Consider the following 21111-nt stretch of genomic DNA (forward strand, 5'->3'; position numbering starts at 1 on the left):
TTGTTTGTTCTTGGGGTGGTTTGTGTTTTTTGTCGGCTACCCCCCCCCCCCCCCCCCACCACCCCCCCCCCCCCCCCCCCCCCCCCCCCCGCCCCCCCCCCCCCCCCCCCCCCCGCCAACGGAACCGAGGCCGCGGCCGACGGGACACCCGGGACCGGGGCGGCGCCCGGGGCCGGGGCCCCCGAGGCCGTGTCCGGCAGTGCGGGGCCGACGTGACCGGGCCCGCGACCGGGACACAGGCCCCGCCCGAAGCACCGCCGCTCGGCCGCAAGGTGGGCTCCGCCGCCCGGTGGAGCCTGGTCAACACCGTCGTCATGCGCCTCGGCAACTTCGCGACCGGCATCATCCTCGCCCGGTTCTTCCTCGGACCCGAGGCCTGGGGCGTCTACGGGATCGCCCAGACGGTCCTGCTGGTGCTGCTCTCCGCGAACGAGCTCGGCGTCTCGCTGGCCATCGTGCGCTGGGAGGGGGACCCCCGCCGGTTCGCCCCGACCGTCCTCACCCTGAGCGCCGTCTCCAGCTGCCTGCTGTACGCGGCCCTGTTCGCGGCGGCCCCCGCGGTGGCCCGGGTGCTCGGCTCGCCCGAGGCCTCCGGGGTGCTGCGGGTGATGTGCGTGTGCGTGGTCCTCGACGGGCTGTCGCAGGTGCCGGCCGGCTTCCTCACCCGGGAGTTCGCGCAGGGCCGGCGGATGGCCGTCGACTCCGTCAACTTCGTCCTCAGCACCGCGGTGACCCTGCTGCTGGCCGTCGAGGGCTGGGGGGCGATGAGCTTCGCCTGGGGCTCCGTCGCCGGCAACGCCGCCGCCCTCGCCGGCTGCTGCCTCGCCGCTCCCGGCACCCTGCGGTTCGGCTGGGACGCCGCCCAGGCCCGCGCCCTGCTGGGCTTCGGACTGCCGCTCGCCGGGGCCAGCATGCTCGCCCTCGGCGTCGTCAACGTCGACACCATGGTCGTCGGCTCCTCCCTGGACCAGCTGGCCCTGGGTTTCTACGTGCTCGCCTTCAACATCTCCGGCTGGCCCGTGCGGATCATCTCCGAGGCGGCCCGCCGCGTCTCCTTCGCCGGGTTCTCCCGGCTGGCCGACACCCCGGGCGCCCTGGCCGCCGGATTCGGCCGCGGCCTGGGGGTCGTGATGACCGGCACCGTCCCGCTCTGCGTACTGCTCGCCGCACTCGCCGCGCCGATCGTCGAACTCGTCTACGGCGCGCGCTGGCTGCCCGCAGCCGCCGCGCTGCCCTGGCTGATGGCGCTGGGCCTGGTACGGATCGCCTGCGAACTGTCCTACGACTGCCTGGTGGCCGTCGGACGGCGCCGGTCCCTCATCGCGGTGCAGGCCCTGTGGCTGGTCGTCCTGATCCCCGCCCTGGTGATCGGCGCCCGCGCGAACGGGATCGTGGGCGTGGCCCAAGGGCACGTCCTGGTCGCCGGCGCCGTCGTCGTGCCGGTGTTCCTCGCCACCCTGCACCGCGCCGGGATCCGCCTGGGCACCGTGGCCCGGGCCTGCGCCTGGCCCTTCCTCGGCGGCGCCGTCATGGCGGCCGTGGTCCTGGGCCTGGAGCGGCTCCTCGGCGACGGCATCGTGGCGCTGCTCGCCACCGGGACCGCCGGCACCCTGTGCTACGTGCTGTGCGTGCTGCCCAGCCTGGGCTTCCTGCGCGGTCCCAGGGCCGTCGGCGCGACCGCGACGGTCAAGGGGTAGCGGCCGTGGCACACCACAGGAAGCGCCTCGCGGCCTGGCTGCTGGCCGGGCTCGTGCTGGTCGTCGCCCTCACCTTGTACCAGGCACAGCGGACCGGGATGGGCGAGCCCGCAGCCGGCCCGTGTCCGGACGGCGCCCCCGACTGCCCCGGCCCCGGCAACCCCACCCCGCCCGCGGCCACGCCCTCCCCGGACCCGAGCGCCGGCGAGACGGCGAGCTCGACCGCGGCCCCGCCCTCCGCCACTGCCCCGCCCGGCAGCAGCGGCCCGCCCACCCCGGCCCCTGCCTGCTCCTCCCCCGGTGCCTGCGGTTTCCCCGACGGGACCACCACCGGCCCGCGGATCGAGCTGGAGCGGCACGACACGGGCAACATGTCCGTGAAGACCGACGGCACGGTCATCAAGGGCTGGGACATCCACGGCTCCCTGGACGTCTACGCCAACAACGTCACCGTCATCGACAGCAGGATCACCTCCACCAACTGGTGGGGGATCAACCTGCGCCCCGGCTTCAGCGGTCTGAAGGTCCTGTACACCACCATCACCGCGATTCCGGGCAAGGGCCCCGACAACGGGGGCGTCAACTACGCGGTGTCCAACATGGGCGGCAGCTCGATCGAGGTCGGCTGGTGCGACATCTCGGTGTTCGGCAACGCCCTGTCCATGGGCCAGGGCGACCTGCACGACAACTACGTGCACGACATCGTCGCCTTCCGCAACAAGACCGGCGAGTGGCAGCACACCGACGCCGTCATCAGCGGCGGCGGCAACAAGGGCCGCCTCACCGTCCGCCACAACACCCTGCTGAACCCGGTCCGGGTGGACCAGGGCGCCACCGCCGCCGTGGGGCTCTTCGCCGACACCGGTGTCGTCTCCTCCGTGGTCGTCGAGCGCAACTGGCTGGCGGGCGGGGCCTACACCCTCTACGGCGGCGGTCCCGGCGCCACCGGCATCAAGGTCACCGACAACGTGTTCTCCACCGAATACCACGCCGCGGCCGGGGCGTACGGCACAGCCACCGCCTGGAACGCGGGCGGCGCCGGAAACGTGTGGAGCGGCAACCGCATGGCCGACGGGAAGCCCGTCCCGCCCCCGGCCTCCCCCTGACGACCGAGAGGACATGATGCGGCGCATCGCCCGGGCCCCCTGGGAGCTGCTGAAGCGGGCCTTCGGCTGGCTGGTGCTCTTCGAGGCCAGGAACAAGGTCCTGCTGGCCCCCTCCGCCGTGCGGCTGCGCCGCTTCGAGGACGCCGAGACCCGCCGGCTCGCCGCCCTGCTGGGCCGGCCCCCGACCGCCCTGGTCGCCACCGTGATCGCCACCCACCGGCGGCCGGAGGCACTGCGCGCGGCGGTCCGCTCGGCCCTCGGGCAGACGGTGGCCGACCAGGTGGTGATCGTCGTCGACGACGGCGCAGGCCTGCCCGAACTCCCGCCGGACCCACGGCTGTTCGCGGTGTCCCTGGCCCGCAACACGGGCACGGCCGGGGTCGTGCGCAACGTGGGGATCCGGCTGACCCGCTCGCGGTACGTGGCCTTCCTGGACGACGACAACCTGTGGGAGCCCGACCACCTGGAGCAGGCCCTGGCGGTGCTGGAGCCGCCCGGCGGGCCGGACGCCGTGTACACCGCCCTGCGCCGGGTGCTCCCCGACGGCTCCCAGCGGGACGTGCTGTCGGTGCCGTTCGACCGGCGCCGGGCCGCCCGTGAGGCCTTCCTCGACACCAACGCGTTCGTGGCCCGCCGCACCCGGTCCCTGCACTTCAGCCGTCTGCGGCGGACGCCCGAGGTCCTGCCGCGGGAGGACTGGGAGCTCGTACGCCGCTACGGGCGCCGCCACGAGGTCCGGCACCTGCCCCGCCCCACCGTCCGCTACCTGGTCAACCCGGGGAGCTTCTACACCGCCTGGGACGGGCCGGCGCCCTCCGGGTGACCCGGCCGGGTCACGGCCCGGGCACGGCCCGCAGCGCGGACGGGCCGGCCAGGGCCCGGGCCGCGGCGAGGCTCGCCGGCCGGCCGAGGGCCGCCCTCGAGGTCTCCCGCAGCAGGACGGCCGCGCGGAACGCGGCGGTCGCGGCCGCGCCGTGGCGGCGCCGGTAGAGCCTGACGCGGTTGAGGGTCAGGAGGGTCCACAGGCGCGGCGAGACCCGGGAGTCCCCGCCGAGGTGGACGGCCGAGGCGGCGGGCTGCAGGCGGGTGGCGAAGCCGTGGTCGCGGGCCCGCAGGCAGTACTCGGTCTCCTCCGAGTACAGGAAGAACGACTCGTCCCAGGGCCCGCAGGCGTCCAGGCAGGGGCGGGAGAGGGCCATCAGCGCGCCGGTCGCCCAGTCCGCGACGGTGGCCCGCCGGTACGCGGCCGGGTCGGTGACCAGTTCGCTGAGCAGCGGGAACCGGCCGGCGCGGCGGTTGCCGATCACGGCCTCGCCCAGGGCGCGGGTCACGCGCGGCTCCCGGCGCAGCGAGTGGTGGAGGGTGCCGTCCTCCTCGTACAGCAGCGGGACGCTGATCCCGACCCGGCGGCCGCCGGACAGGGGGGCGTCGAGGGCGTCGACGAGGCGGGCGGCGCAGCCGGTCCGCATCCGGACGTCCGGATTGCACACCAGGGCGGCGCGGAAGCCGCCGTGCCGGCCGGCGGCGGCCTCCAGGGCGGCGTTCACCCCGGCCGCGTAGCCGGCGTTGCGGCCGGTCTGGACGACGGTGGCGTCCGGGGCGAGGGAGCGGACCAGGTCCGCGGTGCCGTCGGCGGAGTCGTTGTCGGCGACGACGAGGTGCCAGTCGAGCCCGGCCATGCCCTCGGGCAGGGAGGCGAGGAACGCGGGCAGCACCCGGGCGCTGTTCCAGGTGACGACGAGGACGGCTACGGGACCGGGACCCGGTCCGGGGTGACGGGAGGACATGGGGACTCCGCGGTTCGGGGCTTCGGCGCGGCGCGCCGGATGAAGCCGAGGTAACTGCCTCCGGCGGCGATCGTCAGGAAGAACATCCCGGCGAACATCGGGAAGCTGAGGCTGTCGAAGGTGGCGCTGATGACCAGGGAGACCACGGCCGAGGCGAAGAACGCCTGCCCGAGCTCCCGGTCGGATTCGGTACGGGCCAGGCGGCGGATGGCGCCGCCCTGGTGGATGCCGGTGAAGAACAGCACCAGCAGGACGGCGAGTCCCACCAGGCCCATTTCCGCGAGGGTGAGCATGTACTGGTTGTCGGTGAAGAAGTACAGGTTCGGGGTGAACGTGCCGAAGCCCCGGCCGAACAGCGGGCGCTGTTCCAGGTAGGGGACGATGGCGCCGTACTTGACGGTGCGTGCCTGGGTGCTGCTGTCTCCGTTGGAGAGGAACGAGGCGAACAGGGCCGTGATGGTGCCGATCAGGCCGGGAATGATCACCTTGAACGCGGCGACCGCCCCGCACAGCAGGCCGATCGCCGCCCACCGCCGCTCCGGCTTCCAGCGCGGCACCATCACCAGCACCACCAGCAGGGCCCCGATGATGGAGGTCCGCGACACGGTGAGCGGCAGTGCGCCGCCCATGAGCACGACGGGCGCCCAGCGCCGCCAGCGGGCCAGGTGCCGGCGGACCGGGTCGAAGGCCTGCTGGACGGCGAAGGGCAGCAGGATGGCGAGCATCCCGCCGAACTCCAGCGGCTGGGCGGTGGTGGAGCGGGGCCGGGTGAACGAGCCGCGGTCCAGGGTGGCGATCTGCGGGACGCTGGACTGCAGGCCCGGGATGCTGATCTTGTCGGCGATGTTCGTCGCGGTGAAGAAGTCGTAGTAGCCGATCGCGGCCACCACCGCCCCCATCACCACCATCCGGCGCAGCAGCACGTCCAGCCGGGGCCGGTCGTGGATGCCGGCGGTCACCAGCACCACCAGCGACACCCACACCAGGAGCCCGATCAGGCCCCGGTCGGCGCCGAGGACCTCCTTGTGCGAGCTGCCGCGGGTCGCGTTGGCGAGGTACGAGCCCAGCACCGCGAGCGCGAGGACGAGCATCACGACCCGGGGCAGCCGGGTCCCGGCGGCCGGCCGGATCCGGCCGGTCAGCCAGGCCGCCAGGTACCAGAACAGGCAGAGCAGGGCGTAGGCGTTGGCCGGGGTGCCCACCCCGCCGAGGCCGGGCAGGGTCAGGTTCGACGGGATGAAGAAGGCCAGCGCCAGGTAGCCGGTGAGCAGTGCGGCGGCGTCCGGGCTGCGGCCCCGGCGGCGCCCGGGGAGGCGCTCGCGGGCCGCGCGCAGGGCGGCCCGCCGGGACCTTCGGGGGGCGGGGGTGGCCGCGGCCGGGCCGTCGGCCGCTCCGGCCGCAGCCGCTGCCTCGGCGGCGGCCCGGGCTGCCTCGGCGGCGGCGCGCCTGCGGCGCCGGGCCGCGAGCGCGCCGTCCGCGACGAAGGACAGCGTGAACCCGGCCGTGGTGCCCAGGATCACCACGCCGAGCACCTGCTGGTAGCGGCTCTTGAGCAGCGGCACCGGGGTCTGCGGCAGCACCACCGGGGCGGTCTGCACGAAGTAGGCGGGCTGTACGCCGGCGGCCGTCTGGAGGGCGCCCAGCTGTTCCCCGGCGAAGGAGGTCAGGATGTTGGTCTCCTGGAGGACCTTCGCCCGGTCGGTGCCGGTGACCGACAGCGTGAGCATCGGCCCGGAGGTGTTCGCGGCGAAGCCGACCGCGTACGGGTCGGTGACGCCGAGGCCGTGGAGGGCCCGCGCGGCGTCCGCCCCCGACAGGGTGCGGATCAGCACGTCCGCGGTCACCACCAGCGAACCGCCGGCGTTCGAGATCGGGTTGCCGAAGGTCGGGGCGAGCTCGGCGACCGCGGCGGAGTCCAGCAGGGCCACCGAGCTCTGCGACTGGTACTCGACCGGAACCGAGCGGTGCAGGTGCAGTCCGGCGAGCAGGCCGAGCAGGGTCAGGGAGGCCATCACGTACCAGCGGCGGCGCAGCACGGCGCCCATTTCACGGATGCTCATCCGCGCCCCTGCGGGCTGCCGGTTTCGATGGCGGGCCGCCGCATGTCCTGGAAGGATCGTGCAGGACGGAAGGAATCCCCGTGTCGCCTGGTGAGTTGGTCCGTGCGCTGCGTCGGCGCTGGTACGTCCTGGTGGTGGCGGCGGTGCTCGCCGCGGCCGGAGCGGTGCAGGTGCTCCGCCCGACCCCGGTCCACGTGAGTTCGGCGATCGTCGTGCTCAAGCCCCCGGTCACCGGGAGACACCCGAACCAGCTGGCCAACCTCCAACCGCCGCTGGCCGCCGTCTCGTACGCCGTGGTGCAGCAGCTGGAATCGCCCGAGGGCCGGGCCGAGCTGCGTGCGGCGGGGGTGTCCGGCGACTACCGGCTGCTGCCGCGGAACAGCGGTACCAGTGTCACCCCGCGCTATCTGATCCCCTCGCTCCAGGTGCAGGCCGAGCACACCGACCCGGCGGCCGCGAACGCCGCGGTCCGCGCGGTGATCGAGGCGTACACCCGGCGCGTGACCGCGCTCCAGGACGCGGAGGGCATCCCCGCCGCGTCGCGGATGAGCGTGGACCAGCTGGTGCCTCCGGCCGCGGTCGCCCAGCAGGGCACCAGGAGCCGGGCGCTGGCCGGCGTCGCCCTGCTGGCCGCGGTCGCCGGGGTGCCGGCGGCCCTGTGGACCGACCGGCTGCTGGTACGCCGGAACCCGCGCCGGCGCGAGAGCGCCGACGCCGGAACGGGCAGCGGTGCGGGAACCCCCGCCGGGACACTCGCCGGACCCGGCGCCGGGGCCGGTGCCGGGTCGGGCGGCCGGCACCCGGGCGGGGAGCGGGTGGTGAGCGCCGCAGCGGCCGGCTGAGCCTTCGACGTACCGCGGGCGGGACCGCCGCGAAGGGCGGCGGTCCCGGTCGTGCGGATGGTGCGGATGGTGCGGGTGGTGCGGGTCGTGCGGGTCGTGCCGGTGGTCCATCAGATCCCTCGCCGCTTCCACGACTGCCACCACAGCCACTCGCGTCCCCGGTCGGCGACCGCCGACAGCACCAGCGGCTGGAGGTACGGCATGGTGCGCGCCCCGATCCGCCGCCGCCGGACCAGCGCCCGGTACTCGGGCAGTGCCGTGTACCGGGGCACGCATTCGGCGGCGAAGGCCTCCAGCTCCTCCACCGGGACCACCCCGGTCCGGCCCCGGTCGTACGCCCGGTAGGCGCGCCGCAGCGCGTACCGGGCGAGCCGGGTCCGGGCGGCCCTGGACAGCCGGTCCCCGTCCGGCAGCAGGTCCCCGCACTTGTCGAGCACCGAGTCGAAGGCGACGAGGCGCTGGCGGAGGTCGTCGAGCTGGCCGCCGAAGTCGGTGGTGGACATGTTGTTGCCGTGGACCCGGTAGAAGGCCTGGTCGGCGCCGCGGACGTAGCCCACGTCGGCGTGCGCCGCGAGCCGCATCCACATCTCGATGTCGCCGGCGTGCGGCAGCTTCGGGTCGTAGCCGCCGACCTTGCGCTGGAGGCCGGTGCGGACGACCACCTCGGGCGAGGTGATGCACCCGGTGCCCTCCCGGAAGCGGCGCTCCAGCCACCAGTGGCCGGGGTAGACCACCGACCCGGTGCTCCGGGTCCGGGCCTGCGGGAGCGGGCCGCCGTGCCGGAAGCGCAGCGGCCGCCCGTACGCGAACCCGGCCTCGGGGTGGGCGTCGAGCAGGGCCGCCGCCCGTACCAGGGCACCGGGGACCAGCCGGTCGTCCGCCGAGAGCAGGGCGACGTAGTCCCCGTCGGCCCACTCCAGCAGGCCCTCGTTGTAGGTGGCGATGTGGCCCCGGTTCTGCTCGTGCACGCGGACCTCGATCCGCGGGTCGCCGGCCGCCAGGGCCCGGGCGACCTCCCCGGACCCGTCGGGCGAGGCGTCGTCGATGATCAGGACCCGGACGTCGACCCCCTGCTGCTCGTCCAGGACGCTGTGGACGCAGTCGGCCAGGAAGTGGCCGTAGTTGTAGCAGGGGATCACCACGCTGACCGTGCTCACTGGCCGCTCCCTTCCGAGGACAGCCCGGCCTGCGGGGCGGGCGGCGGGGTCGTGGTGAAGACCGGGCCGACCCAGTAGTTCACCGATCCGAAGGTGTTCGTCGGGAAGACGGTGGAGGCACCGTACTTGTAGAGGCCGTTGGCGCCGCCGCTCCCGTCGGCCGGGGCGACCAGCGGGTACGAGCGGTGTGCGGCGGCGAAGTAGCCGCCGTCGACGGAGTAGTTGCCGTTCGGTGCGTGGTAGGAGACCACGTACGTGGCGCCGGCCGTGATGGGCACCGGGGTGGCGAAGTTCAGCTGCTGCCAGCCGGACAGGGTCTCACTGCCGAAGGTGCCGGTGGCGAGCAGTTGTCCGGAGGCGGACCACAGGCTGCCGGTGTGCGTGCCGGTGTTCTTCGGCCCCTTGTAGAAGGTGACGCCGGTGACGTAGCCGTTCACCGCGGTCTGGAATCTGGTGCCCAGCTCCACCGAGTTGGTGTCGCCGACCGCGTTGGCGGTGCTCGGTGTGGTGGTGGCGCTGTTCCACAGGGTGCAGGGGCAGTTGACCTGGGGTGGGTTGGGGCTGGTCGTGAAGGTCCAGGTGACCGGTTCGGGCATGGTGTTGCCCCACAGGTCGGAGGCCTTCACGGAGGCCGTGTAGGCGGTGTTGAGGGCCAGTTCGCCGGCCGGGGTGAAGGTGACGCTGTTGGAGGCGCCGAAGACCTTGCTGCCGGGTACGGACGCCCCGCCCGCGTCCTTGACGGTGAACTCCAGTCCCTCGGAGTCCACGGCAGTGCTGAAGGTGGCCGTGACCCCGGCGGTGATCGCCGTGCCGGTGGCCGCGGACTGCGGTGAGGTGGCGGTGACCGCGGGCGGGGTGGTGCTGGCCGTGGAGGTGTCCAGGACCGCGTCCACCCAGTAGTTGCTGCCGCTCGCGGCGGTGGACGGGAATCCGCCGGACGCGCTGTAGCGGTAGACGCCGTTGCCTCCGTCGGTGCCGCTGCGCAGCGCGGTCAGCGGGGCCAGGCCGGCTTCGGCGCCCGCGAAGGTGTTGTCGAAGGAGTAGCCGCCCTTCGGGGCGAAGTAGGAGGCGATGTAGGTGGTGTTGGGTTTGATCGGTACCGGGGTGGCGAAGTTGAGCTGCTGCCATCCGGAGGCCGTCTCGTTGCTGAAGGTGCCGGTGGCCAGGCGCTGCCCGGAGGCGCTCCACAGGCTGCCGGTGTGGGTGCCGGTGTTGGCCGGGGACTTGTAGAAGCGGATGCCGGTGATGGAGCCGGGGACGGAGGAGCGGATCTTCACGCCGAGTTCGACGGCGCTGCCGTCCCCGGCATTGGGGGTGCCGGGCACGGCCGCGGCCGGCCAGACGGTGCAGGGGCACTGCTGGGGTCCCACGGTCAGCGGCACGGTGGTGGTGGCGCCGATGTTGACGCTGTCGTCGACCGCGCGGACCTTGATCTGCACCGATCCGGGGGCGGTCGGGGTCCAGGTGTGGCTCCAGGACCCGATGCCGGTGGTCGCCTTCCAGGTGGTTCCGCCGTCGGTGGAGACCTCCACGCGGGCCACCACTCCGCCTCCGCTGTCGGCGGCGGTGCCGGTGACGGTCACGGGCCGCAGGGCGGGCACGGTGGCGCCCGCTGCCGGGCTGGTGACCGTGACGGTCGGGCCGGTGGTGTCCGTGGAGGCGGTGGCCGGGACCAGGTCGGACTGGAGGCTCTTGGGCTGGACGCCCATGTCGGCGAACACGTTCACCGTGGCCTGCTGCATCCGCTTGTCCTCGGTGACCACGACGGCGTCCGGGTCGGACGTCGGCATGTTGGTCAGGCCCCAGGACCACTGGACGGTGCCCGCGCCGAAGACGAGCGCGCGGGAGGCCGGGTCGCGGAAGGCGACGAGGCTGTGCGTGGCGGTTCCGTTGCCGTAGGTGTTGCCGTAGTCGAGGAGGAGCTTGCCGTCCTCGATGTCGACGGTGGTGGAGGACAGCTGGATCTGGCCGGGCGGGCGGTGGGCGTTCTCCACGTCGCTGTCCCACTCGTAGCCGAGGGTGCCGGTCGGGAAGGTGGCGGTCTGGGAGGGGGTCAGGTTCGCGACGGTGGTGTTGCGCCACAGGCGCATCTTGGCGAACCGGCCCGGCACGGTGATCGCGTCGCTGCGGTAGCCGTTGACGCTGAACAGCGAGCCGGTCAGCTGGTTCTGCGGCTGGTAGGGCCGCCCGCCCGCGGCGCTGGCCGGGTCCATGAAGGTGCCCGTCCAGCTCCCGCTCGGGTCGGGGATGCCGTTCGGCTGCGGGAAGGAGAGCTTGGTCTCCTTGTAGCAGACCAGGGTCCGGTCGGCGGTGTTGGTGCCGTCGATGCTGGGGGCGAGCCGGGTCTTCCAGAAAATCTCGTTGCCGCTGAAGTACGTCTGGTGCTGGCCTGCCTTCCGGGCGTCCAGGGCGTTGGTGAACTGCTCCTGGGTCCAGTACTCGTCGTGTCCGGAGGACAGGAAGACCTTGTGGTTGCGGAGCAGGGTCGCGCCGCGCTTCGACATGTCGATGCCGGACATATAGCTGACGTCGTAGCCGTTGCGCTCCAGCCAGGAGATCATCTGGAACTCGGATCCGTAGATCCCGTTGTCCCCGCCGATGTCCATGGGCCGGTTGTAGCTGACCTCGTAGGCCCGGCCGTCGGGTGCGGGGCCCGCGCCGTCGTACAGGTCCTGGCCGCCGTAGTTGTTGTACGCCTGCCAGGTCTGGTCGCTGGTCTGGACGACGATGTCGGAGTGGCCGGCGTCGTTGCGGACGACGAACGGGTACGGCATGACGCCGTTGCCGTCCGCCTGGTCGAAGTTGGCGATGTACACGCCGGAGACCGCGTCGGCGGGCACCGTCCACGTGGCCGTGGTGGGCCAGTTGCCGCAGTCGACCAGGCCGGTGGAGGCCTTGGTGGTGCAGCTCTGCGGCTGGCCGCCCGGGGCGACGTTCGCCGGGTGGGTCTGGGCCGCCTGCGCCGCGCTCGACATCAGGCGGGCGCCGTTGCCCCCGTAGTGGCCCAGCCGGTAGACCGAGATCCGGTACGGGGTCGGCGACTGGACCTTGAACTGCACCGTGTCGCCGGCCTGGACGCTCATCTGGGCGCTGAAGCCCTTGATGTCGCCGTAGGCGCTGGGCGAGAACCAGTCGGACATCGGTGTGCCCGGCTTGGAGTTCTCGCACACGATCGCGTTCGTGGTGGGACCGCAGGGGTCCGCCGCCCCCGCCACCGCGGACGGCGGCAGTACCGTGGCCATCAGGGCCGCGACCACGGTGAAGAGGCTGTACCGGAGCCGCCTTGTCCGTCGTCTTTTCATCTGTACCTCTTCTTTTGCGTCAGCGCAGGGCGTTGGTGAACGCTTCCACGACCCGCTGCTGTTGGGCGGCGGTGATCTGCGGGAAGAGCGGGAGCGAGAGCATCCGGTCCGCGGCCTGCTCGGCGTGCGGGAAGTCCCCGCGGCCGTGGCCGAGGTGGGCGAAGGCCGGGGTGAGGTGGACGGGGGCCGGGTAGTGCACGCCGGCGCCGATGCCCTCGGCGTTGAGCTTGCCGACGAGCTCGTCCCGGTCGGTTCCGCTGATGCGGACGACGTACAGGTGCCAGACGTGGACGTTGCCCTCCGCGGTGGCGGGGAGGGTCACGCGGCCGGCGGCGGCCAGGTCGCCCAGCAGCTCGTCGTAGCGGTCGGCGGCGGCGCGGCGGGCGGCGTTCCCGTCGGCCAGCCGGGCCAGCTTGGCCCGCAGGACCACGGCCTGGAGGCCGTCGAGGCGGCTGTTGAACCCGGCGACGTCATGCCGGTACTTGGCGGTGCCGCCGTGGTTGGCCAGTGCCCGGACCAGGCCGGCCGTCTCCTCGTCGTCGGTGACGACCGCGCCCGCGTCCCCGTACGCGCCGAGGTTCTTGCCCGGGTAGAAGCTGGTCGCGGCGATCGTTCCGCTGCCGGGCGGGCGGCCGCCCCGGGTTGCGCCCTGGCTCTGCGCGGCGTCCTCGACGATGCGGGCCTGCGCGGGCAGCCGTTCGGCGAGTTCTGCGGCGGGGGCGCACTGTCCGTACAGGTGGACGGGTACCACGGCGCGGGTTCTCGGGCCGACGGCGTCGAGTGCGGCCTGCGGGTCGATCAGCAGGGTGTCGGGGAGGCAGTCCACGAGGACGGGACGGGCGCCGATCCGGTTGACGGCGCCGGCGGTGGCGATGAACGTGTTGGCGGGCAGCACCACCTCGTCCCCGACGCCCACGCCGACGGCCCGCAGGGCGAGTTCGAGGGCGTCGGTGCCGTTGGCGACGCCGACGCAGTGGCCGACCCCGGCGAAGTCGGCGTACTCGCGCTCGAAGGTGCGGACCTCCTCGCCGCCGATGAAGGCGGTGTCGGCGAGCACGCGGTCGAACCCGGCGCGTAACTCCTCCGCGATCTCGGCGTGCGCGGCCTTCAGGTCGACGAGCGGAATCTGGTTCATCCGGCTGTGCTCCCCATCCGTGTCTCCGGCCGGTGGCCGGTCTCCTTGCCTTCGGCCCGTGCCCGCTCGGCCCGCGCCTCGTCGGCCCGCAGTTCGTCGAGGGCCGGGGCGTCCGCCTCGCGCAGCCTGCGGGCCGGGCTGCCGGCCCAGACCTCGCCGGGCGGCACATCGGCCAGGACCGTGCTCCCCATGCCGGTCAGCGACCAGGCGCCGACCGTGGTGTACTCGCGGACCAGGGCGCCCGCACCGACGTAGGCCCCCCGCCCCAGCCACACGCCGCCGCCGAGGCGGGCCCCGGAGGCCAGCGTGGCGAAGTCCCCGACCGTGTCGTCGTGGGTGAGGACCACGTGCGGCATGACCGCCACGTGCGCGCCCACGCGTACGGCGGCGGTCAGCGCGCAGTGCGCGAGCAGCACCGTGCCGGGGCCCAGCTCCGAGGACGCCGAGACCGCGGCCGTGGGGTGGACCACGGTCGCGTAGCGGCTCTCGGGCAGGGCCAGGCGGCGCACCAGGCGGGCCCGGACCCCGTAGTCGCGCGGGCTGCCCGCGCAGACCACGACCCGGGCGGTGGCGGGCAGCCGGTGCACCAGGTCGCAGTCCCCCAGGACGGGCACGCCGTCGACGTCTCGTCCGTGCAGCGCCGGGTCGTCGTCGAGGTGCCCGGCCAGCCGCCAGCGGGGGGCGCGGCCGCACGCCAGGTCGGCGGCGGCCGCGTCCCGTACGGCCTGGGCGGTCTCGCGGGCGAAGCCGCCCGCGCCGACGATCAGCAGGTCCTCGGTGGCCTGCCCGCTCATCCGCCGGCCTGCCCGCGCAGTACGGCCACGACCCGGTCCTGCTGCTGCTGCGTCATCGTGTGGAACAGCGGCAGGATCAGCGAGTCCCGGGTGATCCGCTCGGTGACCGGCAGCGGCGCCGCGCCGTGTCCGGCGTACGCCGGCTCCAGGTGTGCGGCCATGATCCCGCGCCGGGCCGAGATCCCTGATTCGGCGAGCACGGCGAGCAGCTGGTCCCGGCCGACGGGGAAGTCCTCGCCGAGCAGGACCCAGTACGACTGGAAGTTGCCCTCGCCGTATGCGGGGTCGCGGACCGGGTGCAGGCCGGGGATGCCGGCCAGGAGGTCCGCGTACCGGGCGGCGAGGGCCCGCCGGCGGGCCACGATCTCGTCGAGCCTGCCCAGTTGCACCAGGCCGACCGCGGCCTGGATGTCGGTCATCCGGTAGTTGTAGCCGACTTCGAGGTAGCTCTCGGCGATCGGTTTGCTGCTGGCGTGCCGCTGGGCGGCGGAGACGTTCATGCCGTGCTCGCGCAGCCGCCGCAGCCGCTCGGCCCATTCGGCGTCGTCCGTGGTGACCATGCCGCCCTCGCCGGTGGTGATCACCTTGCGGGGGTGGAAGGACCAGGCGGCGATCAGGGCGCCGTGGCCGACGGACTTGCCGCCGACGGTCGCGCCGATGCCGCAGGCGGCGTCCTCCAGGAGGGCTGCGCCCCAGTCGGCGCAGGCGGCGCGCAGGGCGTGCACGTCGGCGGGTACGCCGCCCTGGTGGACGGCGAGGACGGCCCGGGTCCGCGGGGTGCGGACGGCGTCGACGGTGGCCGGGGTGAGGTTGCCGGTGGCCTCGTCGACGTCGGCGAAGACCGGTTGTGCTCCGACGTAGCGGACGGCGTTGGCGGTGGCGATGAACGACAGGGAGGGTACGACCACCTCGTCGCCGGGGCCGAGGCCGAGCGCGATCAGGGCCAGGTGGAGGGCGGTGGTGCACGAGCTGACGGCGATGCCGTGCTCGGCGCCGACGCGTTCGGCGAAGGCCCGCTCGAACTCGGCGACGCGGGGGCCCTGGGCGACCCAGCCGGAGCGCACGGCGTCGGCGGCGGCCCGTGCCTCCTCCTCGCCGAGCCAGGGGACCATGACGGGGATGCGGGCGGGGGTGTCGGGGGCGCTCATCGGGCGGCCTCCTCGGCCGCTGCGGAGGCCGTGGCGGTGTCGGCGGCGCGCTCGGCCCGCCACCAGTCCACGAGGTCCCTCAGCCCGCGGGGCAGGTCGATGCGGGCGGTGAAGCCGAGGCGTTCGGCGGCCTGCACGGTGTCGGCGAGCCGGCGGGTGACGCCGTTGACGGCGCGGGCCGGGCCGTGCTCGGGCTCCAGGCCGTCGGCGTCCATGGCCTCGAGCAGGCCGAGGGCCAGCTGGCGCAGGCTGGTCTCGGTGCCGCTCGCCACGTTGAACACCTCGTCGGTCAGGTCCGATTCGGCGGCCAGCAGGTTGGCCCGGGCGATGTCCCGGACGTGGACGAAGTCCATGGTCTGGGTGCCGTCGCCGAGGATGAGCGGCGGTTCGCCCGCGGCGATCCGCTCCATCCACCGGATGAGGACCTCGGTGTACAGCCCGTGGATGTCCATCCGGGGCCCGTACACGTTGAAGTACCGCAGGGCCACGTAGTCCAGGCCGTACATGGCGTGGAAGCTGCGCAGCATGCCCTCGTTGAAGGCCTTCGCCGCCCCGTAGAAGGTGTCGTTGTTGTACGGGTGGTGGCGTTCGGTGGTGGGGAAGGACTCGGCCAGCCCGTACACCGAGGCCGAGGAGGAGGCGATCACCTTGCTCGCTCCGGCGGCGACGGCCGCTTCCAGCACGTTGAACGTGCCGTCGACCATGACCTCGTTGGCCAGGCGCGGCTCCTCCGCGCACTGGGTGATGCGGATGGCGGCCAGGTGGAACACCAGGTCGGTGCCCTCGGTCGCCTTGCGCACCGCGGCCGTGTCGCGGATGTCCCCTTCTACGACGTCCACCACGCCGCTCTGCAGGGCGCGGGCCAGGTTGGCCCTGCGTCCCCGTACGAAGTTGTCGAGGACGACGACCTCGCGGGCGCCGCCCTCCACCAGCAGGTCGACGACGTGCGAGCCGATGGTGCCCGCTCCGCCGGTGACCAGGATCCTCTTGTCTCGAACCTTGCTCAACGCCTTGCCCCCACTGAGTCTGTCGTGTTGCTGCGTGCCGGGCCCGCCGCGGTGTGCGTCGCGGCGGGCGGTGGCGTGACGGTGCGGTCGAACGGTCAGCGTCCGGTGCGCAGGCCGACGACCGCGCCGCGGAACTCCAGGCTGCGGGAAGCCGCCTCCAGGATGTCGAGCACCTGGAGGCCGGAGCGGCCGTCGGTGAGCGGCGCGCGGCCCGTTCTGACAGCGGCGGCGAACTCCTCGACCATGCTGCGCAGGGCCTCCTTCTCGCCGAGCGCGGGCGCCACCATGTCGCCGCTGCGGTAGGAGACGAGCATGTCGCGGCGCTGGGCCTCGCCGATCTCCTGCGGGGCGGTGAGCTCCACTCCGCGGTCGAACACGGAGATGCGCTGGGTGGGGTTGAGGTCGTCCCAGACCAGGGTGCGCTTGGAGCCGCCGACCATGGTGGTGCGGACCTTCACCGGGGACAGCCAGTTGACGTGGACGTGGGCTATGGCGCCGGTGTTGAGCTGGAGGGTCAGGTAGGAGACGCAGGACTGGCCGGCGCCGATCGGGTCGGCGCCGTGCGCGGCGACGGCGACGGGCCGGACCGTGTCGGGGAGGATGAAGTCGAGGACGGAGAGGTCGTGCGGGGCCAGGTCCCACAGGACGTCCACGTCCTTCTGGACCAGTCCCAGGTTGATCCTGACCGAGTCGAAGAACTGGATCTCGCCGAGTTCGCCGGAGCGGACCATCTCGCGGATGCGGGCGGCCGCCGGGGTGTAGCAGTAGGTGTGGTCGCACATGAGGGTGAGGTCGCGCTTCTCGGCCTCGGTCACCAGCCGCAGGCCGTCCTCGTAGGTGGCGGCGAGGGGCTTCTCCACGAGGACGTGCTTGCCGGCGCGCAGGGCGGCCAGGGCGACGTCGAGGTGGGTGCCGGCCGGGGTGGCCACGGCGACCGCGTCGACGGCCGGGTCGGCGAGGACCGACCGGAGGTCCGAGGTGGCCTGGACCGTGGAGTACCCGCCGAGGACCTGGTGGGCCCGGTCGAGGTTCAGGTCGCACAGCCAGCGGAGCCGGAATTCGGGGCTGGACTGGAAGTTGCGGACGAGGTTGGGGCCCCAGTAGCCCGCGCCGACGACGGCGACACCCAACGGCTTCACCGGCCCCGCGCCTGCTGCTGCGGTGTCCTGCCCCGCGTCCTTCGCGGTGTCTTTCACAGTGTTCCCCTTCTCCGTTCCGCGCGCACGCCCTCGGGCGTGACGACAACCCATGGCGGGGACGCGTGCGAAGGAAGGGGGTGCCGTCGGCGGCGGGCCGGGCGCCTGCGCGACCCGTCCATGACCCGCCGGGCGGTGATGGCCCCCCACGACCGATGCCCTACGTGTTCCACGTACTTCCGCCCCCCGGCCGGCCCCGGCACCCCACGCGCCGCTCCGGCCCACGGATGGGCAGCCAGTTTCCCCCCGGCCGCCGCACCCGCCTCTTCCCCAACTGCCCTGCTCCGGCGGAACATCAGCGCTGCCGAAGCACGCCGAATCCGGTCGGCTCCGTTCAATCTAGACCACCAGCCCTACGGCCGGGGCGAGTTGGGGGAAACAGCCGGCAGGGAGGTTCGGCGCGTGCATACTTCCCGGGTGACCAGCATCGTGATACCGGCCCACAACGAGGGCCGGGTCATCGGCCGCCTGCTCGACGCGCTCCTGGCCGAGGGCCCGGAGCCGGGCCGCCCGGGGCCCGACATCGTCGTGGTGTGCAACGGCTGTACGGACGACACCGCCGCGGTGGCGGGCGCGCGGGGCGACCGCGTACGGGTGGTGGAGATCCCGACCCCTTCCAAGCACGCAGCACTTCGGGCCGGGGACGCGCACGCGCGGGGCTTCCCCCGCCTGTACGTGGACGCCGACGTCGTCCTCGGCGCGGCCGGCGCGCGGGCCTTGGCCGAGGTCTTCACCGCCGGCCCGGAACTCCTGGCCGCGGCCCCCGGCCGGGACGTCCCGCTGTCCGGCTGCGCCTGGCCGGTCCGGGCGTACTACCGGGTCTGGCAGCGGCTTCCGGCCGTCCGCGAGGGACTGTTCGGGCGCGGGGTGATCGCGGTGTCGGAACAGGGGCACGCCCGGCTCGCCGCCCTGCCGCCGCTGATGGCCGACGACCTGGCCGCCTCGCTCGCCTTCGGGCCCGGGGAGCGGCGGGTGGTCGAGGAGGTGCGGGTCGTGGTGCGGCCGCCGCGCACCTGGGCCGACCTGATCAGGCGGAAGGTGCGGGCGTCGACCTCGTCCGCCGAACTGGAGCGGTTCCAGGCGGAGTCGGAGTCCGGGTCGGCGTCGGGGACGGGGCCGGGCGCGGGGTCGCCGGCGGCGTCCGCCCGTACGGGTGCCGGCGACCTGCGGGCCCTGCTGCTGGCTCAACCGCGGCTGCTCCCCGCGGTCGTGGTCTTCGTCGTGGCGGCCCTCGCCGCCCGCCGGGGGTCCCGCAAGGCCATCCGGACCGGGGACTTCTCCACCTGGCTGCGCGACGAGAGCAGCCGGCAGGACTGACGCCCGCCGGGCCGATCACGGCCGAATCCCGCCGTACGCCGCCCGGTTGGCCGGTACACCCACTAGGGTTCCCCTCGCGCGTACGAACGTACCCACCGCGCACGGCCGCGTCCGCGCGGCCCGGACCGTCGGCATCGGGAGCTGCAAGCGCATGTACCTGGCGGACCGCTCCGCGCCCGGCGGCACCAAGGGCGTACCGGGCGGCGGGCCCGTCCGGTCCCGCGCCGTCGCCGTCGCCCCGGCCGTCCTCGCGCTGGGCACGGTCAGCCTGATCACCGACGTCTCCTCCGAGATGGTCAGCGCGGTCCTGCCCCTGTACCTGGTCGCCGGGCTCGGCCTCAGCCCGCTCGGCTTCGGCGCGCTCGACGGCCTGTACAACGGGGTCAGCGCCCTGGTGCAGTTATTGGGCGGGCACCTCGCCGACCGGGTCCGCAACCACAAGCTGATCGCCGGCATCGGCTACGGCCTGTCCGCCCTGTGCAAACCGCTGCTGCTGCTCGCCCACAGCCTCGGCCCGGTGGGTGTGGTCCTCGCCCTGGAACGTACCGGGAAGGGGCTGCGCACCGCTCCGCGCGACGCACTGATCTCCCTGTCCGCCCCGCCCGAGGCACAGGGCCGGGCCTTCGGCGTGCACCGCGCCATGGACACCGCCGGGGCCCTGCTCGGCCCCCTCGCGGCCTTCCTCATCCTGGGCGCGGCGGTCGACGGGTACGACGCCGTGTTCGGGGTCAGCGGCTGCGTGGCCGTGCTCGGGGTGGTGGTGCTCGTCCTGTTCGTCCCGTCCGGCGGAGGGCCCGGGACCGGACGGACGAGGTCCGGATCCGCCGGAGCGAACGCGCCCGCCGACACGCCCGCCGACACGCCCGTCGGCGCGTCCGCCGACACATCCGCCGGCGCGTCCGCGAAGCCGGCGGCGGTCGGCCTGCGGGAGGCGCTGTCCCTGCTGCGCCTGCCCCGACTGCGCGCCCTGGCCGCCTGCGCCGCCCTGCTGGGGCTGACCACCGTCAGCGACGCCTTCCTGTACCTGCTGCTCCAGGACCGCACCGGGATCGGCGAGCGGTGGTTCCCGCTGCTCCCCCTCGGCACCGCCGCGGTGTTCCTGCTGCTGGCCGTCCCGGCCGGCGTCCTCGCCGACCGGATCGGGCGCCGCGCGGTGTTCCTCACCGGGCACGCGCTCCTGCTGGCCGGGTACGGGCTGCTGCTGTGGGCCCCGGACCGGCCGGCCCTGCCGTTCGTGGTCCTCGCGCTGCACGGCATGTTCTACGCCGCCACCGACGGGGTGCTGCCCGCCGCCGTCGGCGCTGCCGTACCCGCCCGGCTGCGGGCCACCGGGCTCGCCGTCGTCGGCACCGGCCAGGCGCTGGCCCGCTTCGGCTGCTCGCTCGCCTTCGGCGGCGCGTGGACCCTGTGGGGTCCCGGCCCCGCGCTCGCCGCCGCCGCGGCCGGCCTGTGCTGCTGCGCGGCCGTCGCCGGACGCGTACTCCGCCCGACGGGACCGGACGGAGCTCCGGCCCCGGCCCGACGCTCCCGAGGAAACCGATGACGCGCTCCCGCCGCCTGCTCGTACTCGCCCTGGCCGTGCTGCTCCTCGGGGGGCTCGCCGCCGTGCTGGTGGTGCGCGCCGCCGCCCGCACCGAGCAGACCCGGGAGGGCGACCCCGCGGTCGCGGAGGGCCGGGTCACCCTGGACCGGGCGGACGGACTGGCCTTCCTCAACGGCGCGCAGGGCCCGCACCGCGGGTCCCTCGTCTCGGTCCCGGCCAGGGCGCCCAAGGGCGAGCGCACCGCCTCGGGCCTGAACTGCAAGCGCTTCCACGCGGCCGCCGGCACCGGGGTGTGCCTGGTCTCCACGCCGGGCGCGCTCGCCCAGGACAACCGGGCCGTGATCGTCGACTCGGAGCTGCGCACGGTGCGCAGCTTCCCGCTCGCGGGCACGCCGTCCCGGGCCCGGGTCTCCCCGAGCGGCCGGTTCGCCGCGTGGACCGTCTTCGTGTCCGGGGAGTCGTACGGCTCGGCGTTCTTCTCCACCCGTACGGCGATCGCCGACACCCGCAGCGGGGTGCTCGAAGCAGACCTGGAGAAGTTCTCCGTCGTGCTGGACGGCAAGCCCTACAGCGCGGCCGACGTGAACTTCTGGGGCGTCACCTTCGCCAAGGACGACGACACCTTCTACGCCACGCTCGGCACGGCCGGCCAGACGTACCTGGTGAAGGGCTCGATCGCGCAGCGCAGTGTCACCACCCTGGCCCGGAACGTCGAGTGCCCGTCGCTGTCCCCCGACGAGACGCGGATCGTGTACAAGAAGCGGGTGCAGCGCGGGGCCCAGCTGTGGCGCGAGCACGTCATGGACCTGCGGACGCTGCGCGAGCAGCCGCTCGCGGAGAAGCACAGCGTGGACGACCAGGCCCTGTGGCTCGACGACCACACGGTGGCCTACGCCCTGCCCGCCGCCGGCGCGCCGGACACCTCGGACCTGTGGACGGTCCCGGCGGACGGCTCGGGCGCGCCGCGCCTGCTGGCGTCGGCCGCCTCCTCACCGACCCGCCTCGGCTGACGGCCCTGCC

At 74.0% G+C, this 21111-nt stretch carries 16 protein-coding genes; 7 read left to right on the forward strand and 9 right to left on the reverse strand.

The window, feature by feature from the left end:
* The first annotated feature begins 212 nt into the window (after positions 1-212).
* Genes AC068A_RS29200 through AC068A_RS29210 form a run of 3 tightly spaced genes read left to right on the forward strand, consistent with a single transcriptional unit; the run spans position 213 to position 3626 of the window.
* Positions 213-1697, forward strand: coding sequence for an oligosaccharide flippase family protein (locus AC068A_RS29200; RefSeq protein WP_478589249.1), 1485 nt, complete (start codon positions 213-215; stop codon positions 1695-1697).
* Positions 1698-1702: 5 nt separating this feature from the next.
* Entirely contained in the window at positions 1703-2803 is a 1101-nt protein-coding gene (locus AC068A_RS29205) for a hypothetical protein (protein ID WP_478589250.1), read from the forward strand.
* A 13-nt stretch (positions 2804-2816) separates the two neighbouring features.
* Positions 2817-3626, forward strand: a complete 810-nt coding sequence (locus AC068A_RS29210) for a glycosyltransferase family 2 protein (protein WP_478589251.1) — start codon at positions 2817-2819, stop codon at positions 3624-3626.
* Between the two features lie 10 nt (positions 3627-3636).
* On the opposite strand, the gene AC068A_RS29215 is transcribed toward AC068A_RS29210, so the two are convergent.
* Both AC068A_RS29215 and AC068A_RS29220 read right to left on the reverse strand, forming a co-directional pair.
* Positions 3637-4590 carry a glycosyltransferase gene (locus AC068A_RS29215; RefSeq protein WP_478589252.1) on the reverse strand — a complete coding sequence of 318 codons (954 nt, stop codon included), beginning with the start codon at positions 4588-4590 and terminating at the stop codon, positions 3637-3639.
* Positions 4551-6650 carry an O-antigen ligase family protein gene (locus AC068A_RS29220; RefSeq protein WP_478589253.1) on the reverse strand — a complete coding sequence of 700 codons (2100 nt, stop codon included), beginning with the start codon at positions 6648-6650 and terminating at the stop codon, positions 4551-4553. Before AC068A_RS29220 ends, AC068A_RS29215 begins: the two co-directional genes overlap by 40 nt.
* A gap of 80 nt (positions 6651-6730) precedes the next feature.
* Between AC068A_RS29220 and AC068A_RS29225 the strand changes: the two genes are divergently transcribed.
* Positions 6731-7492, forward strand: coding sequence for a hypothetical protein (locus tag AC068A_RS29225; protein ID WP_478589254.1), 762 nt, complete (start codon positions 6731-6733; stop codon positions 7490-7492).
* Between the two features lie 110 nt (positions 7493-7602).
* On the opposite strand, the gene AC068A_RS29230 is transcribed toward AC068A_RS29225, so the two are convergent.
* The 7 genes from AC068A_RS29230 to AC068A_RS29260 form a co-directional block, all read right to left on the reverse strand.
* On the reverse strand, positions 7603-8649 hold the full coding sequence (locus AC068A_RS29230) for a glycosyltransferase family 2 protein (protein ID WP_478589255.1): 1047 nt from the start codon (positions 8647-8649) through the stop codon (positions 7603-7605).
* The gene (locus AC068A_RS29235; protein WP_478589256.1) at positions 8646-11951 is read right to left on the reverse strand and encodes a DUF4082 domain-containing protein; all 3306 of its coding nucleotides are present in this window, start codon (positions 11949-11951) and stop codon (positions 8646-8648) included. Before AC068A_RS29235 ends, AC068A_RS29230 begins: the two co-directional genes overlap by 4 nt.
* Before the next feature lie 19 nt (positions 11952-11970).
* Positions 11971-13086, reverse strand: coding sequence for a DegT/DnrJ/EryC1/StrS family aminotransferase (locus AC068A_RS29240; RefSeq protein WP_478589257.1), 1116 nt, complete (start codon positions 13084-13086; stop codon positions 11971-11973).
* On the reverse strand, positions 13083-13880 hold the full coding sequence (locus AC068A_RS29245; RefSeq protein WP_478589258.1) for an acetyltransferase: 798 nt from the start codon (positions 13878-13880) through the stop codon (positions 13083-13085). Before AC068A_RS29245 ends, AC068A_RS29240 begins: the two co-directional genes overlap by 4 nt.
* Entirely contained in the window at positions 13877-15028 is a 1152-nt protein-coding gene (locus tag AC068A_RS29250; protein WP_478589259.1) for a DegT/DnrJ/EryC1/StrS family aminotransferase, read from the reverse strand. The genes AC068A_RS29245 and AC068A_RS29250 overlap by 4 nt, the downstream gene beginning before the upstream one ends.
* Positions 15025-16035, reverse strand: a complete 1011-nt coding sequence (locus AC068A_RS29255; protein WP_478589260.1) for an NAD-dependent epimerase/dehydratase family protein — start codon at positions 16033-16035, stop codon at positions 15025-15027. The genes AC068A_RS29250 and AC068A_RS29255 overlap by 4 nt, the downstream gene beginning before the upstream one ends.
* Before the next feature lie 95 nt (positions 16036-16130).
* Complete coding sequence (locus AC068A_RS29260) at positions 16131-17231, reverse strand: Gfo/Idh/MocA family protein (RefSeq protein WP_478589261.1); 1101 nt, start codon at positions 17229-17231, stop codon at positions 16131-16133.
* 417 nt (positions 17232-17648) lie between these two features.
* On the opposite strand from AC068A_RS29260, the gene AC068A_RS29265 reads away from it, so the two are divergent.
* The 3 genes from AC068A_RS29265 to AC068A_RS29275 all read left to right on the forward strand — a co-directional run bounded on the left by AC068A_RS29265 (position 17649) and on the right by AC068A_RS29275 (position 21101).
* On the forward strand, positions 17649-18548 hold the full coding sequence (locus AC068A_RS29265; RefSeq protein WP_478589262.1) for a glycosyltransferase: 900 nt from the start codon (positions 17649-17651) through the stop codon (positions 18546-18548).
* A 151-nt stretch (positions 18549-18699) separates the two neighbouring features.
* The gene (locus AC068A_RS29270) at positions 18700-20091 is read left to right on the forward strand and encodes an MFS transporter (protein WP_478589263.1); all 1392 of its coding nucleotides are present in this window, start codon (positions 18700-18702) and stop codon (positions 20089-20091) included.
* Complete coding sequence (locus AC068A_RS29275; protein ID WP_478589264.1) at positions 20088-21101, forward strand: TolB-like translocation protein; 1014 nt, start codon at positions 20088-20090, stop codon at positions 21099-21101. Before AC068A_RS29270 ends, AC068A_RS29275 begins: the two co-directional genes overlap by 4 nt.
* The last annotated feature ends 10 nt before the right edge of the window (positions 21102-21111 follow it).

Source organism: Streptomyces sp. NPDC043854, assembly GCF_056436005.1.

Excerpts from the sequence above, each read along its gene's own strand:
- AC068A_RS29210 (WP_478589251.1), top strand. The coding sequence starts at position 2,817 with ATGATGCGGCGCATCGCCCGGGCCCCCTGGGAGCTGCTGAAGCGGGCC.
- AC068A_RS29215 (WP_478589252.1), bottom strand. The coding sequence starts at position 4,590 with ATGTCCTCCCGTCACCCCGGACCGGGTCCCGGTCCCGTAGCCGTCCTC.
- AC068A_RS29220 (WP_478589253.1), bottom strand. The coding sequence starts at position 6,650 with ATGAGCATCCGTGAAATGGGCGCCGTGCTGCGCCGCCGCTGGTACGTG.
- AC068A_RS29235 (WP_478589256.1), bottom strand. The coding sequence starts at position 11,951 with ATGAAAAGACGACGGACAAGGCGGCTCCGGTACAGCCTCTTCACCGTG.
- AC068A_RS29240 (WP_478589257.1), bottom strand. The coding sequence starts at position 13,086 with ATGAACCAGATTCCGCTCGTCGACCTGAAGGCCGCGCACGCCGAGATC.
- AC068A_RS29245 (WP_478589258.1), bottom strand. The coding sequence starts at position 13,880 with ATGAGCGGGCAGGCCACCGAGGACCTGCTGATCGTCGGCGCGGGCGGC.
- AC068A_RS29250 (WP_478589259.1), bottom strand. The coding sequence starts at position 15,028 with ATGAGCGCCCCCGACACCCCCGCCCGCATCCCCGTCATGGTCCCCTGG.
- AC068A_RS29270 (WP_478589263.1), top strand. The coding sequence starts at position 18,700 with ATGTACCTGGCGGACCGCTCCGCGCCCGGCGGCACCAAGGGCGTACCG.
- AC068A_RS29275 (WP_478589264.1), top strand. The coding sequence starts at position 20,088 with ATGACGCGCTCCCGCCGCCTGCTCGTACTCGCCCTGGCCGTGCTGCTC.